General features: G+C 73.0%; 14 protein-coding genes. 6 read left to right on the top strand and 8 right to left on the bottom strand.

What is annotated here, in order from left to right:
* Positions 1 to 69: 69 nt before the first annotated feature.
* On the top strand, positions 70 to 810 hold the full coding sequence (locus ACIRR8_RS19975) for an adenosylcobinamide amidohydrolase (protein ID WP_404066567.1): 741 nt from the start codon (positions 70 to 72) through the stop codon (positions 808 to 810).
* Here the strand turns inward: ACIRR8_RS19975 and ACIRR8_RS19970 are convergent.
* From ACIRR8_RS19970 to ACIRR8_RS19935, 8 genes are all read right to left on the bottom strand, one after another.
* Entirely contained in the window at positions 803 to 2,080 is a 1,278-nt protein-coding gene (locus tag ACIRR8_RS19970) for a sulfite oxidase (RefSeq protein WP_404066320.1), read from the bottom strand. The genes ACIRR8_RS19975 and ACIRR8_RS19970 overlap by 8 nt on opposite strands.
* Positions 2,077 to 3,261 (bottom strand): homoserine O-acetyltransferase, encoded by a 1,185-nt coding sequence (locus ACIRR8_RS19965; RefSeq protein ID WP_404066317.1) that lies wholly within the window; start codon positions 3,259 to 3,261, stop codon positions 2,077 to 2,079. Before ACIRR8_RS19965 ends, ACIRR8_RS19970 begins: the two co-directional genes overlap by 4 nt.
* 11 nt (positions 3,262 to 3,272) lie before the next feature.
* Positions 3,273 to 4,634, bottom strand: coding sequence for a bifunctional o-acetylhomoserine/o-acetylserine sulfhydrylase (locus ACIRR8_RS19960; RefSeq protein WP_404066314.1), 1,362 nt, complete (start codon positions 4,632 to 4,634; stop codon positions 3,273 to 3,275).
* Between the two features lie 207 nt (positions 4,635 to 4,841).
* The gene (locus tag ACIRR8_RS19955) at positions 4,842 to 5,348 is read right to left on the bottom strand and encodes a thioesterase family protein (protein WP_404066311.1); all 507 of its coding nucleotides are present in this window, start codon (positions 5,346 to 5,348) and stop codon (positions 4,842 to 4,844) included.
* Positions 5,345 to 6,349 carry a 3-hydroxyacyl-CoA dehydrogenase NAD-binding domain-containing protein gene (locus tag ACIRR8_RS19950; RefSeq protein ID WP_404066308.1) on the bottom strand — a complete coding sequence of 335 codons (1,005 nt, stop codon included), beginning with the start codon at positions 6,347 to 6,349 and terminating at the stop codon, positions 5,345 to 5,347. Before ACIRR8_RS19950 ends, ACIRR8_RS19955 begins: the two co-directional genes overlap by 4 nt.
* Positions 6,350 to 6,381: 32 nt before the next feature.
* The gene (locus ACIRR8_RS19945) at positions 6,382 to 7,275 is read right to left on the bottom strand and encodes a 3-keto-5-aminohexanoate cleavage protein (protein WP_404066305.1); all 894 of its coding nucleotides are present in this window, start codon (positions 7,273 to 7,275) and stop codon (positions 6,382 to 6,384) included.
* Positions 7,276 to 7,379: 104 nt separating this feature from the next.
* Positions 7,380 to 8,249, bottom strand: a complete 870-nt coding sequence (locus tag ACIRR8_RS19940) for a TetR family transcriptional regulator C-terminal domain-containing protein (RefSeq protein WP_404066302.1) — start codon at positions 8,247 to 8,249, stop codon at positions 7,380 to 7,382.
* 120 nt (positions 8,250 to 8,369) lie between these two features.
* Positions 8,370 to 9,245, bottom strand: a complete 876-nt coding sequence (locus tag ACIRR8_RS19935) for an RNA polymerase sigma factor SigF (protein ID WP_404066299.1) — start codon at positions 9,243 to 9,245, stop codon at positions 8,370 to 8,372.
* A 625-nt stretch (positions 9,246 to 9,870) separates the two neighbouring features.
* Here ACIRR8_RS19935 and ACIRR8_RS19930 point away from each other — a divergent pair.
* The 5 genes from ACIRR8_RS19930 (at position 9,871) to ACIRR8_RS19910 (ending at position 14,787) form a co-directional block, all read left to right on the top strand.
* Positions 9,871 to 10,653 (top strand): GNAT family N-acetyltransferase, encoded by a 783-nt coding sequence (locus ACIRR8_RS19930; RefSeq protein WP_404066296.1) that lies wholly within the window; start codon positions 9,871 to 9,873, stop codon positions 10,651 to 10,653.
* Positions 10,654 to 10,818: 165 nt separating this feature from the next.
* A complete protein-coding gene (locus tag ACIRR8_RS19925) occupies positions 10,819 to 12,027 on the top strand; it encodes a PP2C family protein-serine/threonine phosphatase (RefSeq protein WP_404066293.1) in 1,209 nt (402 codons plus the stop codon).
* Positions 12,028 to 12,096: 69 nt separating this feature from the next.
* Positions 12,097 to 12,804: a TetR family transcriptional regulator gene (locus ACIRR8_RS19920; protein WP_404066290.1), complete on the top strand. Its 708-nt coding sequence runs from the start codon at positions 12,097 to 12,099 to the stop codon at positions 12,802 to 12,804.
* Positions 12,801 to 13,577: an SDR family NAD(P)-dependent oxidoreductase gene (locus tag ACIRR8_RS19915; protein WP_404066287.1), complete on the top strand. Its 777-nt coding sequence runs from the start codon at positions 12,801 to 12,803 to the stop codon at positions 13,575 to 13,577. Before ACIRR8_RS19920 ends, ACIRR8_RS19915 begins: the two co-directional genes overlap by 4 nt.
* A 169-nt stretch (positions 13,578 to 13,746) precedes the next feature.
* On the top strand, positions 13,747 to 14,787 hold the full coding sequence (locus ACIRR8_RS19910; RefSeq protein ID WP_404066285.1) for an NAD(P)-dependent alcohol dehydrogenase: 1,041 nt from the start codon (positions 13,747 to 13,749) through the stop codon (positions 14,785 to 14,787).
* Positions 14,788 to 14,829: the final 42 nt, after the last annotated feature.

Here is a 14,829-nt window from a genome sequence, read left to right as displayed (position 1 = left end):
GCCCCGTACGAGCGCGCTGGGCGGCCCCCGTACCAGTTAGGCCAATCGGGTGATCCCGTGCGGGCCCGCATAGGATGCGGCGGAACACGGCGGTCCCGGCAGGACGGGCCGGAGCCGGTCCCGCCGAGCCACCAGGGGTGCGCCATCGATTCCGTACACGTCCAGCTGCCCGCACAGCGCGGTGAGCTCCGTGACCGGCACGAGGACGGCCACCACCTCCACCACCTCGTGTGGCGGCTGGGGCCCGGCGTGCGGGTGTGCAGCAGCGCGGTCCTCGGCGGCGGTATCGGGCCCCGCGCCTGGATCCTCAACGCCCAGGTCCCCGGCGGCTACCCGCGCCTCGACCCGGACCGGCACCTCGCCGAGATCGCCGCCACCGAAGGGCTCACCGGCTCCGGCGCCGGGCTGATGACCGCCGCCGACGTCGCCGCGTACACGACCGGCCACGACGGCGATGTCACCGCGACCGTCACCGCCGGCCTCGGCGTACGGGGCTGGGCGGCGGCCCCCGACCTGGAAGCCGCCACCCCGCACGGCCCCGGCACGGTCAACATCGTCGTCACACTCCCCGCCGCACTCTCCGACGCCGCCCTGGTCAACGCCGTCGCCACCGCCACCGAGGCCAAGGTGCAGGCCCTCCTGGACGCCGGACTCGACTGCTCCGGCACCCCCACGGACGCCGTCTGCGTGGCCGCCCCCGAGCCGGGGCCCGACGGCGGAGAACCCTTCGCCGGACCCCGCTCCCTCTGGGGCGCGCGCATCGCCCGTGCCGTGCACACCGCGGTACGGGCCGGAGCCCGCCTCAGCTGACCGCCACCGGGTGCCGTACCACCGCGTCGAAGAGATACCCCTGCGTGTTGTGCGCGGTCGCCTTCGGCTGCGTACGGCCCGACCGGTCCGTGGCGCGGGCCAGCAGCTCCGTCGCGCCCTTGGCCGTCGGCACCCAGTCCACCGACCACCGCACCCAGCTCCCGGCCCGCGGCACGTCGTGCAGCCGGGCCCGCCGCCAGCGCCGGCCGCCGTCGGTGCTGACCTCCACCGACCGCACCGGCGCCCCGCCCGACCAGGAGCGGCCGGTGAGCACCGTACGGCGATGAGCCGGCAACGTGGCGCCCTGCGCCAGCTCGAACGCGCTCTTCAGCGTCTGCCGGGTCAGCGGAGCGCTGCCCTCCGGCGGGTGCCCGGGGCCGAAGAGCCGGTAGAGGCCGGTGTTCCACGGAGTGAGCAGCGGCTCGGCGCTCACCTCGATGTCACCGACCCACTTGATGTTGGCGATGCCCACCCACGACGGCGCGATGACGCGGACCGGATACCCGTGGTCCGGCGGCAGCGGCCCGTCGTTCATCTCGTACGCGAGCAGCACGTCGTCCAGCGCCTTCGCCACCGGCAGCGGCCGGCGCACCCGTCCCAGGTTCACCCCGTCCGTGACGACCTCCGCGTCCAGCCCGCGCGGCAGCACGTCCACCGCGTGCCGCCCGATCCCGGCCCGCCGCAGCACATCCCCGAGCCGCACCCCGCGCCAGCGGGCCGTGCCGATCGCCCCGAGCGTCCACGCCGTACCGCTGACCGCCTGCCCCTGCTGCGAGGCGAAGAAGCTGCGGCCGTTGCCCGCGCACTCCACGAACCCGGTGCGGGACACCGACGGCAGCCGCAGCAGATCCGCGTAACCGAACTCCACCGGGCCGCCCTTCAGCCCGTCACCCCAGACCGTCAGCTTCCAGGTGTCCCGGTCGATGCGCGGGGTGGCGGTGTGGTTGCGGACGAAGAACCGGTCGGCGGGCGTGAGGAGGCCGGTGTCCTTCAGCGCGGCGAAGTTGGTCTCCGCGTTGGTGCCGCGCAGCGTGAACAGCTCCGGCGGCAGCGGCTTGACCACGCCGGGCAGTCCGGCGGCCGCCGGAGCGGTCGCCGCGTGTGCCGGGGCGGCGGCGACGGAAGCCAGCGGTACGGCCGCCGAGGCGGCGGTGACGAGCTTCAGCAGATCGCGGCGGTCGATCCCGGCGGAGCGCGCCGCTCCGCCGGACCACTGCCGCAGCCGTATCCGGTCGTAGACATCTTCGGAAGGCGGAGGAAGCGGGCTCATGGAAGCTCCTTGGTGAGGACGGGGGAAGGGGGAGGCATGGGGATCGGCGGGAGCAACTCCCTCACGAGCGCGCCCACCTGTCCGGTCTCGATGAGGAAACCGTCATGGCCGTAGGGAGAGTTGACGGCCCGCAGGGCATCCGCGCCCGGCAGCAGCGCCGCCAACTCCTGCTGCTGGTACAGCGGGTAGAGCCGGTCCGAGTCGACGCCCGCCACCAGCGCGGGCATCCGCGCACGGCGCAGCGCGCGCCGGATCCCGCCTCGGCCACGGCCGACGTCGTGGCCGTTCATCGCCTCGGTGAGCGTCACATAGCTGCCCGCGTCGAACCGGCGCACCAACTTGCCCGCGTGGTGGTCGAGATAGGACTCCACCTGATAGCGCCCGCCGCGCTCCGGCTCCTCGCCCGGCTGCGGCGCACCGCCGAACCGGGAGGCGAGTTCGGGCTCGGTGCGGTACGTGAGGTGGGCGATGCGGCGCGCCTGGCCGAGGCCCCGGTGCGGACCGCCGCCGGGCGGGGCGCCGTGGTAGTCGCCGCCCCGCCACTTCGGGTCGGAGCGGATCGCGCCGATCTGCACCGCCCCCCAGGCGATCTGGTCGGCGGACGCGGCGGCCGGAGCGGCGAGCACGAAGAGCGAACCGGTTCGCTCCGGCCTGCTCACCGCCCACTCCAGGGCCCGCATGCCGCCCATGGACCCGCCGATCACGGCCGCCCACCGCCCGATGCCCAGCGCGTCGGCGAGCGCCGCCTCGGCGGCCACCTGGTCCCGTACCGTCAGATACGGGAACCGGGAGCCCCAGGGCGCGTTGCCGGGCCCCGGGGAAGAGGGGCCCGTACTGCCCTGGCAGCCGCCGAGCACGTTCGGCGCGACGACGAACCACCGGTCGGTGTCGAGCGCCCGGCCCGGTCCGACCAGCGCGTCCCACCAGCCGGGCGCGGGATGGCCGGGGCCGGCCGGTCCGGCCACATGGCTGTCGCCCGTCAGCGCGTGCAGGACCAGCACGGCGTTGGAACCGTCCGCCGCCCGCTGCCCCCAGCTCTCGTACGCCAGGCGGACCCCCGGTAGCCGGACGCCGGACTCCAGGGGCAGCGGGTCCTCGATCGTCACCCAGCGGCGACGACCGGGCGGGTCCCCCTCCCGCAGGCCGCCGGAGGCCGGCGGGAGGGGGAGTGCGGCGGGCACGGTGCCACGGTTCAGGACGCCGCCTTCGCGGCCCGGAACCCGGCCTCCAGGTCGGCCTTCAGGTCGTCCACGTTCTCCAGCCCGACCGAGAGCCGCACCAGGCCCGGCGTGGCGCCGGTGGCGATGAGCTGCTCCTCGGTCAGCTGGCTGTGCGTGGTGGAGCCCGGATGGATGATCAGGCTCCGTACGTCACCGATGTTGGCGAGGTGGCTGAACAGCTCGACCGCGTCCACGAACCGCTTGCCCGCCTCGGCCCCGCCCTTCAGCTCGAAGGCCAGCACCGCTCCCGCTCCGCGCGGCAGATAGCGCTGCCCGGCCTCGTACCAGCGGCTGGACGGCAGGCCCGCGTAGTGCACGGTCTGCACCTCGTCGCGCTGCTCCAGCCAGCCGGCCAGCTCCAGCGCGTTGGAGGTGTGCCGCTCCAGCCGCAGGCTCAGCGTCTCCACACCCTGGAGCAGCAGGAACGCCGAGTGCGGCGAGAGCGCGGGGCCGAGGTCGCGGAGCAGCTGGACGCGGAGCTTGATGGCGAAGGCGCCAGGGCCGAGCGCCGGCCAGTACCGGAGTCCGTGGTAGCTCGGGTCGGGCTCGTGGAAGTCGGGGAAACGCTCGGCGTGCGCGCCGAAGTCGAAGGTGCCGGCGTCCACGACGACCCCGCCGATGGTGGTGCCGTGGCCGCCGAGGAACTTGGTCGCGGAGTGGACGACGATGTCCGCGCCGTGCTCGATCGGCCGCAGCAGGTACGGCGTCGGCACGGTGTTGTCCACGATCAGCGGCACTCCGGCGGCGTGCGCGGTGTCGGCCACCGCCCGGATGTCCAGCACGTCACCGCGCGGGTTGCCGAGCGTCTCGGCGAAGAACGCCTTCGTGTCGGGCCGGACGGCGGCCTGCCAGGCGGCCAGGTCCTCGGGGTCCTCGACGAACGTCACCTCGATGCCGAACCGGGGCAGCGTGTGGCGGAAGAGGTTGTAGGTGCCGCCGTAGAGCGAGGGCGAGGAGACGATGTGGTCTCCCGCTCCGGCCAGCGTCAGCAGCGCCAGGGTCTCCGCCGCCTGCCCGGAGGCGAGCGCCACGGCGGCGACCCCGCCCTCCAGCGCGGCGATGCGCTGCTCCAGGACGTCCTGGGTGGGGTTGTGGATGCGGGTGTAGATGTTGCCCGGCTCGGCGAGGGAGAACACGTCGGCGGCGTGCTGGGTGTCGCGGAAGACGAACGACGACGTCTGGTAGATCGGCACCGCGCGGGCGCCCGTCGCCGGGTCCGGGGCGGCTCCCGAGTGGATCTGCTTGGTCTCGAACGACCAGGAGGCGCCGGGCTCCTGCCGGTTGACGTCCTCGGGGGTGTGGCCTGCGGTGACGGAGTCGAGGGGCTGGCTCATGGTTTCCTCGCACATGGTTCGGTCGCCGTACGGCGGCGTACGTCCGCCGGTCGGCGGAAGCCCGGGTGGCGACGGGGCTGACTACGGACCGTAGGACGTGCCGGACCGGCCCGGAAGCGTGTCGCCCGCTTGGCCACGAACCTGCAATACGGCGGCAACGCAAAGGGCCGGCCCGTGGTCCGGACCGGCCCTGCGCGTCGTTGCGGATCAGCGCGGCGCCGGGACTTCCGCGATGGAGCGTCCCGCCCACACAGGCGCCGCTTCGACGAGACCGCCGAGCCGCTCCCGTACGGCATCCGCGAACGGCACCGCGCGGCCCGCCCGCTGGTCCACGTGGAGGGACAGCAGCTCGCTGGTCGCCACCGGTCGGGCCGCCGCGTCCGGTACGTCGTCGGGTGCGCCGACCACGTACATCTCGTGCACGAAGCGCACCTTCTTGGCGTCGACACCCAACAGACCGGTCCTGACCGCGAGATGGGTGCCGACGGGCAGATCGCGGAGGTAGCGGACGTGCGCTTCCACGGTGTAGAGCGAGCAGCCGGTGGACTCCCGGTAGTCGGCGTGCAGACCGGTCTCGATCATCATCGCGTCGGTGGCGTATCCGAAGACCAGGACGTAGAACGCCTCGCTCATATGGCCGTTGTAGTCGATCCACTCGGGCCGTACGGTCGCGCGGAAGAGGGGGAGGCCGGTGGCGTCCGTGCTCTCGGTCATCGGGCGGCCTCCTCGGTGGCGGCGGAACCCGGCAGCCGGCCGGTCGCCCGCAGTACGTCGATCACACCCCGGTCGCGCTCCGCGACCAGATCCGCGATGCTCCGGCCCTCCGCCGCCTCGTCGCAGCCCGCCACCACCGCCTCGTACAGCGCACGGTCCAGCTCGGGTGCTTCCAGCCGGGTCCAGGGAGACTTCAGCGACGGGCCGAAGTGGTCGAGCATATGGGCCATGCCGCCTTCGCCGCCCGCCAGCGCGAACGTCAGCATCGGCCCCATCACCGCCCACCGCAGCCCGGGACCCTCGGTGATCGACGCGTCTATCTCCCGTACGGTGGCCTCACCGTTGGCCACCATGTGCAGGGCCTCGCGCCACAGGGCCTCCTGGAGGCGGTTGGCGATGAAACCGGGCACCTCGCGGTCCATGGTGATGACGGACTTGCCCGCCACCTCGTAGAAGCGCGCGGCCCACTGCACCGCGTCCGGCGCGGTCAGCTCGCCCCCGACGACCTCGACCAGCGGGATCAGGTAGGGCGGGTTGAAGGGGTGGCCGACCACGAGCCGTGCGGCGCCGGCGGTCGCCGTCTGCATGTCGGTCATCGGATAGCCGGAGGTCGAGGAGGCGATCACCGTACCGGCCGGAGTGGCCGCGTCCAGCCGGGCCAGCAGATCACGCTTCAGGCCGAGCTTCTCCGGCGCGCTCTCCTGGACGAACTCGGCACCGGACACCGCCTCTTCGAGGCTCCCGGCCACGGTCAGCCGGTCCGGCGAGGCGCCTTCGGCCAGGCCGAGCTGTTCGAGCGCGGGCCAGGCCGCCGCGACCAGCCGGCGCAGCCGGACCTCGGCGTCGGGGGCCGGGTCCCAGGCGGAGACGTCGTAGCCGCGGGCGAGGAAGTGGGCCACCCACCCGCCGCCGATCACACCGGCTCCGACGCACGCGACACGGCGTACGTCCTCCGGGGCGCAGGGCGCGGGGGCAGGGGTGGAAGGAGATACGGAAGGCACGGGCTGCGCTCCAGAGGGAGAGGAGAGGGTGGTCATATGCGCGGGCGGAGGCCGAGCTGCTGCCGCGCCTCGTCGGGAGAGGCGACCCGGGAGCCCAGGGCCTCGGTGATCCGTACGGCGCGCTCCACCAGCTGGCCGTTGGTCGCCTTGACACCCTTGCCCAGGTAGAGATTGTCCTCCAGGCCGACCCGGACGTGACCGCCGAGGAGGATCGACTGCGCGACCCAGGGCATCTGCATCCGGCCGAGCGCGAAACTGGCCCAACGGGCCCCCTCGGGCAGCATGTTGACCATCGCCTGGAGCACACCTGGATCGGCGGGCGCGCCCCACGGAATGCCCATGCAGAGCTGGAAGACCGTCGGGTCGTCGAGCAGTCCTTCGGCGAGGAGCTGCTTGGCGAACCAGAGCTGGCCGGTGTCGAAGATCTCCAGCTCGGGCCGGACCCCGAGCTCCTGGATGCGCTTCGCGCCGGTGCGCAGCATGTCGGGGGTCGAGACGTAGAGGTTGCTGCCGTCGCCGAAGTTCAGCGAACCGCAGTCCAGGGTGCAGATGTCGGGCAGCAGATCCTCCACGTGCGGCAGCCGCTCCAGGCCGCCGACCAGATCGGTACCGGGCAGCTGCCTGAGCGGGGCCTCCGGGTCGATGACCAGGTCACCGCCCATTCCGGCGGTCAGATTGATGACGACATCGGTGCCGGTCTCCCGGATCCGCTCCACCACCTCGCGGTAGAGCCGGGGGTCGCGGGAGGGTGCGCCGGTCTCCGGGTCGCGGACGTGGATGTGCACCACGGCCGCACCGGCTCCGGCGGCCTCCACGGCGGAGGCGGCGATCTGCTCGGGCGTCACGGGGACATGAGGACTTCGGCCGACGGTGTCACCGGCTCCGGTGAGGGCGCAGGTGATGATGACGTCCTGGTTCACGGGCATGCGGGGGTGTCTCCTCGGGGTGGGGGAGTGGGGTACGGAACGGGGGCGGCACAGCGCTGACGTGATCGTGCGCGGGGTGCGGCCCGGAGCCGCTCGGCAGGCGGTCAGGCGGCCGGCGCGGTCAGGCAGGTGTCGACATGGGCGATCAGGGCGTCGTGCATGGCCTCGGCACCCGTGCCCGAGTCGGGGCTGCCGGGCGCGGTGGCCAGGACCTGGGAGGCCAGTCCGTCGATCAGGGCGGTGAGGGTGAGGGCCGCGTGGTCCGGGTCGACGGGACGGAAGACGCCTTGGCCGACTCCGCGCCGGATCACCTCGGCAACGGTTGTCCGCCACTGGCGGTAGTACTCGCGGTGGAGCTGTCCCACGGAGGTGGAGCGGGCCGCCTCGGCCCAGAGGTCGAGCCAGACACACCACTGGCGGCGCTGCTGGTCGGTGCGGGGCGTCTGGAGTTCGAGCAGCCGGCGCAGCTCGTCACCCGCGTGGACGGCTCCTTCGGTGGCCGCTGCCCGGCGACGGGTGTCCTCGTCCATGCACCAGCGCACCGCCGCTTCGAGCAGCTCGTCGCGGCCGGGGAAGTGGTAGTGGATCGCGGCGGTGCTGGTGCGGCAGGCCGTGGCGATGTCCGCGACCCGGACGGCGTGGAACCCGCGTTCGGCGATCAGCCGGACGGTCTCCCGCACGATCTGCAGGGGTCTGCCGCCCTCGGGCACCGGCGCGGGGGGTGAGGCGGCCGGTGAGGGAGGTGAAGCGATCGGCGAGGGCGGCCCGGCCACCGAGCCCAGCAGCCAGCCGGCGTCCACACCTCCGATGTCGGCGATCCGGGCCAGCTCCGCGGCGGTGAAACGACGGGAGCCGTTCAGGGAACGCGACAGCTTCGACGGATCGATGACGATCCGCCGGGCGAACTCACGTGCGCTGACTCCGCCCGCGTCGATCACCTGACGGACCCGCGCGGCCACCTCGTCCTGATCCATGGTCGGCAACCGTAACCATGTGTTGAGCAAATCTCAACACGGGAGACGGCGTGAAGGCTTTTGAGCCGGAGAATTGAGAGCCTGACTGATGAGGAAGTCAGGTGGGTGGACTGTGTCGTGTCACTCCTGGGTCAGCATCCCGTTGCGCAGCTTGCCCAGCAGCCGGCTCAGCAGCCGGGAGACATGCATCTGGGAGATCCCGAGCTCGGCGCCGATCTGCGCCTGCGTCAGCTCCTGGCCGAACCGCATGTCGATGATCCGGCGTTCCCGCTCGTCCAGTTCGCCCAGCAGCGGTGCGAGGGTGTGCAGGTTCTCCACGGTCTCCATGGCGGGGTCCGGCTCACCGAGGACATCGGCGAAGGTCCGCCCGCCGGTGGTCTGCGGGCCGGATTCGGCGGAGTCGGTCGGCATGTCCAGCGAGCCCGCGGTGTAGCCGTTGGAGGCGACGATCCCCTCGGCGATCTCGGCCTCGTCCATGTCGAGGTGCTCGGCCAGCTCCCGTACCGTCGGGTCCCGGTCGAGGTCGGCCGCGAGGGTCTCCTTGGCCTTGGCGAGGTCGACCCGCAGCTCCTGGAGGCGCCGGGGCACATGGACGGCCCAGCTGGTGTCCCGGAAGAAGCGCTTGATCTCGCCGACGATGTACGGCACGGCGAAGGAGGTGAACTCCACCTCGCGGGAGAGGTCGAAGCGGTCGATCGCCTTGATCAGCCCGATCGTGCCGACCTGGATGATGTCCTCCATGTCGCCGCTGCCCCGGTTGCGGAAGCGGTTGGCCGCGAAGCGGACCAGCGAGAGGTTCATCTCGATCAGGGTGTTGCGGGCGTACTGGTATTCGTGCGTGCCCTCCTCCAGGACCTGGAGGCGGTCGAAGAAGAGCCGCGACAGCCGTCGGGCGTCCATGGGGGCGATCTTGCCGGCGTCCTCGATCCACGGAAGGTCCTCCGTGGTCCCGGTCCGCTGCTCCGTACCGGTGCTCCGTGCCGTGTGCGCCGTCATCTCGTCACCCTCCCCAGGTCGTCAGTCATGAGCTCTACTCGCTTGCCCGGCGGTCCGGTCCTCATGCGTGCGGGAGGGATTCGATCTGGCCAGAGGTCGCGAGTTGGCCGGAATCGGCTGTAGGGAGGCGGAAACAGGCGGAGCTCGGCGCTGAAACACCGTCATGGGGGCGGGCCGGCCCACAGGGGGCGCACAGAACCGCCCCACCGGTACGGGGGAGCCCGGTGGGGCGGTCGCCACCAGAGTGCCACAGCTGGAAGGCAGTTGGGACCGGACCCGCGCGGATTGGCTGACGGATGAGTCGAATTCGCCGCTCCACCAGGTGGGAGCACGCCGGTTCCCGCCGTGCTCCGGAAGCTCTCCTTCCGGGGTGTGGCGCCGGTCCCCACCGCCGTTGATTGCGGCCTCGTGAACAGTTCCCAGGCGCGGAATACGCCCTGCGCGCATCGGCTTTTCGCGGGTGGCGGGCGCGCGGCGCCAGGGCACCCGGGTGCCCGACGGAAGGAACCGCGCGATGGACCAGAACGAGGGAGAACATGCGCAAGCCGTACGCGTACGAAGGGTGCCGCGGAGGGGTGGCACGGGATGCGGCCGAACGGCCCGATCCGATCGCCGAGGTGGGCCCGTGAGCACCGTCGACCCCGCGACGCGGGAGCAGACCGCCGCACCGGCCGCCGGGCCCGGAACGCCACCCCATCCCCTGGACAACCCCGCGCTCGCCTCGCTCACCGGCCCGCACGCGCACTTCGCCGAGCGGCGCGGCCGGATCCTGCGCTACCCCGTCGATGTCTCCCCCTGGACCGCTCACCCAGGCGTCCTGGACGCGCGGGACTGGGCCGATCTCGCGGCGCTCGCCGGACCGGGCGGAACCGTCGGTCTGAACACGCTGCGTGAGGAGCCGCCGAGGGGCTGGGAGATCCTTGACCGGATCCGCGGCGTCCAGCTCGTCGATGTGTCGGTGGTCCCGGAGCCCGACCCGGAAGCCGTACGCCTCGGCCCGGCGGACGTGCCGGAGATGCTGGCCCTGGTGGAGCGCACCCGCCCCGGCCCTTTCCTGCCGCGCACGGTGGAGCTCGGCACCTACCTGGGCATCCGCCGGGGCGGCGCGCTGGTGGCGATGGCGGGGGAGCGGCTGCATCCGCCGGGCTGGACCGAGATCAGCGGGGTCTGCACGGACGAGTCGGTACGGGGGCAGGGACTGGCGAGCCGCCTGGTCCGGGCGGTGGCGTACGGGATCCGTGAGCGCGGCGAGACGCCGTTCCTGCACACCTCCGCCGCCAACGCGGTGGCGATCCGGCTCTACACATCGCTCGGTTTCCAGCTCCGCGCCCACCCCGAGTTCATCTCCGCCCTGGCTCCCGCGAGCCTCCCGCCCGCCGATGGAATCCGCCGCGCCGCACCGCGGTGACCAGGCGGAAGAGGGCCGAAGATCCCGGGCCGAACGTCCGGCCGGGACCTTCGGCACCGCCTCCGGGCCCTCTGCCCTCCTGCGCCGTGGCCCGAATGGCGGTCAACTGGAAGGGACCGCCCTCACCACACGGGCGGCGCCGAGGAACGAACGGGAGGAGAGGGCGTGGCCCTGGGAAAAGGGCGCAGAGCACCGGGCCGGCCGACGGCCCCGCCGGGTACGGACGCGGGCGCCGACCCGGCCACGAGCCGCATCGGGAACTGGGCGCTGGCCGGCGTCGTGCTGCTGCTGAGCGCGCTGGTGGTCCTCCTCGACGTGGTCACCGGCGAGGACCTCCGGGTCATCCCCCTGCTCGTGGTCGCCCCCGCCCTGGCCTCCGTCTTCTGCACCCTCCGCCAGACCGTCTGGGTGGCGGTCTGGATCACGGTGATCGTCGTCGGCTCCGGGCTCGGCGGTGACGGCACCTTCTGGGACTTCGCCTTCGGCATCGGCTTCACCGTGCTGGCCTGCGCCCTCGGCGTCGCCGCCTGCGCCGCCCGCATACGCCACGCCACCGAGATGGCCCGGCTCCGCTCCGCCGCCGTGGCCCTCCAGCGCCAGATCCTGCGCCCGCTGCCCGTCATCACCGACCAGGTCTTCGCGTACGGCCTCTACGAGCCGATCGAGGAGGACCGCTTCGTCGGCGGCGACATCTACGAGGTCGTCGAATCGCCGTACGGCACCCGTGTGATCATCGGCGACGTCCAGGGCAAGGGGGTCCCGGCCATAGGGGCCGGGTTCGCCACCATCGCGGCGTTCCGTGAGGCGGCGGTCCGGGAGCCGACGCTGACCGGCGTGGTGGAGGCTCTGGAGGCGGCCGTCGTCCGGCACAACGGGTTTTCCGCCCAGACCGGCGAGGCCGAGCGCTTCGTGACCGCGCTGGTCCTCGGGTTCCATGAGGGGGACGACGTCCAGTCGGTGAACTGCGGCCATCTGCCGCCGTGGCTGCTGTACGAGGGCCACGCGTCGGCCGTACCGCTGGAGCGGACGTATGTGCCCCTCGGCCTCGGCGGCCTCAGCCGGGAGACCCGTACGGCGGAGTCGTTCGCCCTGCCGCCCGACGCCACGCTCCTCGTCGTCACCGACGGAGTGACCGAGGCCCGCGACGCGGCCCACGCCTTCTACCCGCTGGACCGGCGGCTGAGCGGCTGGGCCGGGCACGGTCCGCGTGAGCTGCTGGACGCGCTCCAGCTCGACCTGGCGGAGTTCACCGGAGGCGTCAGGCGCGACGACGTCGCCGCGCTCGCGCTGCGCCGGGCGCCGGGCGACGGTGAGCCGCGGCCGGTGTCCGGCGCCGAGGAGGCCCGGCCGGTCGCGGGCCCCGTGACCGACTGAACGAGCCGCCCATGATGTCCCTGCGAGACGAATGTCGCGTGGGGACATTTTCAGGTGTACGGTGCATGTATGAGCGCGGAGGAGAAGGACCCGGAGCGGACGGCGACGCCGGAGCGCGGGGCACCTGAGCGCAGGACGCCCGAGCGGCGCAGCCGGAAGGCCCGCCGCACCCGCGACACGCTGGCGCAGGCCGCGTTCGAGCTGGTGCTCGACCGAGGGCTGCGGTACGTCACGGTCGAGGAGATCGCGGAGGCCGCGGACGTCGACCGCCGTACGTTCAGCCGGTACTTCGCGAGCAAGGAGGCCGCCGCGCTCGACTCCCTGCGCGGCGACGGCGACCGGATCAACGAGGCCCTGCGGGCCCGTCCCGCCGAGGAGCCACCGCTCCTGGCCTACCGGCGCGCCGTCCTGGCGTGGCTCGCCGACCCGGACGCCGAGCCCTGGCACCGCCGCCCCCGGATCTTCGACCTCCTGACCGCCGCGGAGGAGGAGCCGACGCTCTACGCGGCCTTCCACCACATCCGGGTGGACGCCCAGGAGGACTCGGTGGCCATCGTCGCGGACCGGCTCGGCACCGACCCGCGCCACGACCTCCGCCCCGCCGTCACCGTGGCGGCCGGAGCGGGCGCGCTCCTCGCCGCCCAGGCCGCCTGGGTGCGCGGAGGCCGCCCCGACGCCCTGCCCGACCTGGTCACCGAGGCGTTCGACGCCCTCTCGGCGGACCTCCTCACAGCCCCGGGCACCACAGAAGACACAGCAGAAGAGGCAACCTCATGAGCACCACCACCCCCACCGTCCCCGCGGCCGAGTTCGCCGGCCGTACCGCCCTCGTCACCGGCGGCGCCTCCGGCATCGGCCTCGCCGTGGCCCGGCTGCTCGCCACCGCCGGCGCGGCCGTCGTCGTCGCCGACCACGACGAGGAGAGCGCCCGCAAGGCCGCCGCCCAGCTGGAGAGCACCGGTGCGCGGGCGGCCGCCGTCCGCATGGACGTCACCGACCCGGCCTCCGTCGAAGCCGGTGTCCGGTTCACCGTGGAGACCTTCGGCGCCCTCCACCTGGCCGTGAACAACGCCGGCATCGCCGGTCCGGCCGCCCCCACCGGCGCGTACCCCGTCGAGGACTGGGACCGCGTCGTCGCCACCAACCTCAGCGGCGTCTTCTACTCGATGCGCCACGAGCTGCCCGCCATCGTCGCAGCGGGCGGCGGTGCGATCGTCAACATGTCCTCCATCCTCGGCACCAACGGCTTCGCGGGCTCGCCCGCCTATGTCGCCGCCAAGCACGGCGTCGTCGGCCTCACCAAGAGCGCGGCCCTCGAATACGCCGCCCAGAACGTCCGGATCAACGCGGTCGGCCCCGGCTTCATCGACACCCCGCTCCTGCGGAACGCCGACCCGCAGGCCCGCGAGCACCTGATCTCCCTGCACCCGGCCGGACGCCTCGGCACCGCGGAGGAGGTCGCGGAACTCACCGTCTTCCTCCTCTCCGACAAGGCCTCCTTCATCCACGGCAGCTACCACCTGGTGGACGGCGGCTACTCCGCTCCGTAGGGCCTGTCGTTCGGACCATGCCGGGCTCGCGGGGTCCGGCCTGATCCGGACGAAAGACCCTGACGCCGCCCGGGTGGCGGACGGGGGAACCGCGGGCGACAAAGGACATGCGGGACACCACGGGGGCCGAAACGAAGAGCACCACGCACGCGAAGAAGCGAGGAGAGCCATGAAAGCCGTCCAGTACCGGGCCGTCGGTGAGGCCCCCGAGGTCGTCACCGTGCCGGACCCCGAGCCCGGCCCCGGCCAGATCCTGCTGAAGGTCACCGCCGCCGGTGTCTGCCACTCCGACATCGCGGTCATGAGCTGGCCCGCCGACCAGATCCCCTTCCCGCTGCCCCTCACCCTCGGCCACGAAGGCGTCGGCACGGTCGCCGCACTCGGCGACGGTGTGGACGGCCTGTCCGAAGGCGACTCCGTCGCGGTGTACGGGCCCTGGGGCTGCGGCATCTGCGTGAACTGCGCGGAAGGCAAGGAGAACTACTGCCTGCGCGCCAAGGAGCTCGGCATCATGCCGCCCGGACTCGGCGCCCCCGGCGCCATGGCCGAGTACATGATCGTCGACGACCCGCGCCACCTCGTGCCGATCGGCGCCCTCGACCCGGTGAAGACGGTGTCGCTCACGGACGCCGGACTCACCCCGTACCACGCGATCAAGCGCTCGCTGCCGAAGCTCGTACCCGGTGCGACGGCCGTCGTCATCGGCACCGGAGGCCTCGGCCACGTCGCGATCCAGCTCCTGCGCGCCATGACGGCCGTCCGGGTCATCGCGCTCGACGTCAGCGAGGAGAAGCTCGACCTGGCCAGGTCGGTCGGCGCGCACGAGGCGGTCCTCTCCGACGAGAAGGCGGCGGCCCGGGTCAAGGAACTGACCGGCGGACTCGGCGCCCACGTGGTGCTGGACTTCGTCGGCGCCCCGCCGACCGTCGAGACCGCCGGAGCCGCCGCGCGCGTCGACGGCGACGTCACCATCGTCGGCATCGGCGGCGGCGCGCTCCCGGTCGGCTTCGGGGCGCTGCCGTACGGCACCAGCGTCAGCGCTCCCTACTGGGGCTCGCGCAGGGAGCTCGCCGAGGTCCTCGACCTGGCCCACGCCGGGGTCGTCGACGTCCATGTGGAGACGTACTCCATCGACGAGGCCCCGCGCGCCTACGAGCGGCTGCACGACGGCCGCATCAAGGGCCGCGCGGTCATCCTGCCGAACGGCTGACCCTGGTACGCCGGTCGCGGGGCCGGTGAAAATCCCCGGCCC

It is taken from the genome of Streptomyces sp. NPDC101178 (assembly GCF_044767965.1).
Lineage (GTDB): Bacteria > Actinomycetota > Actinomycetes > Streptomycetales > Streptomycetaceae > Streptomyces.
The sequence above is the reverse complement of the archived record's forward strand: the minus strand, read 5'-3'. Positions and strand labels throughout refer to the sequence as shown.

Bases quoted from the DNA above. Each gene is read 5' to 3' on its own strand.
- ACIRR8_RS19945 (WP_404066305.1), bottom strand. From the start codon at position 7,275: ATGCCCGTGAACCAGGACGTCATCATCACCTGCGCCCTCACCGGAGCC.
- ACIRR8_RS19970 (WP_404066320.1), bottom strand. From the start codon at position 2,080: ATGAGCCCGCTTCCTCCGCCTTCCGAAGATGTCTACGACCGGATACGG.
- ACIRR8_RS19920 (WP_404066290.1), top strand. From the start codon at position 12,097: ATGAGCGCGGAGGAGAAGGACCCGGAGCGGACGGCGACGCCGGAGCGC.
- ACIRR8_RS19910 (WP_404066285.1), top strand. From the start codon at position 13,747: ATGAAAGCCGTCCAGTACCGGGCCGTCGGTGAGGCCCCCGAGGTCGTC.
- ACIRR8_RS19935 (WP_404066299.1), bottom strand. From the start codon at position 9,245: ATGACGGCGCACACGGCACGGAGCACCGGTACGGAGCAGCGGACCGGG.
- ACIRR8_RS19960 (WP_404066314.1), bottom strand. From the start codon at position 4,634: ATGAGCCAGCCCCTCGACTCCGTCACCGCAGGCCACACCCCCGAGGAC.
- ACIRR8_RS19955 (WP_404066311.1), bottom strand. From the start codon at position 5,348: ATGACCGAGAGCACGGACGCCACCGGCCTCCCCCTCTTCCGCGCGACC.
- ACIRR8_RS19915 (WP_404066287.1), top strand. From the start codon at position 12,801: ATGAGCACCACCACCCCCACCGTCCCCGCGGCCGAGTTCGCCGGCCGT.
- ACIRR8_RS19940 (WP_404066302.1), bottom strand. From the start codon at position 8,249: ATGGATCAGGACGAGGTGGCCGCGCGGGTCCGTCAGGTGATCGACGCG.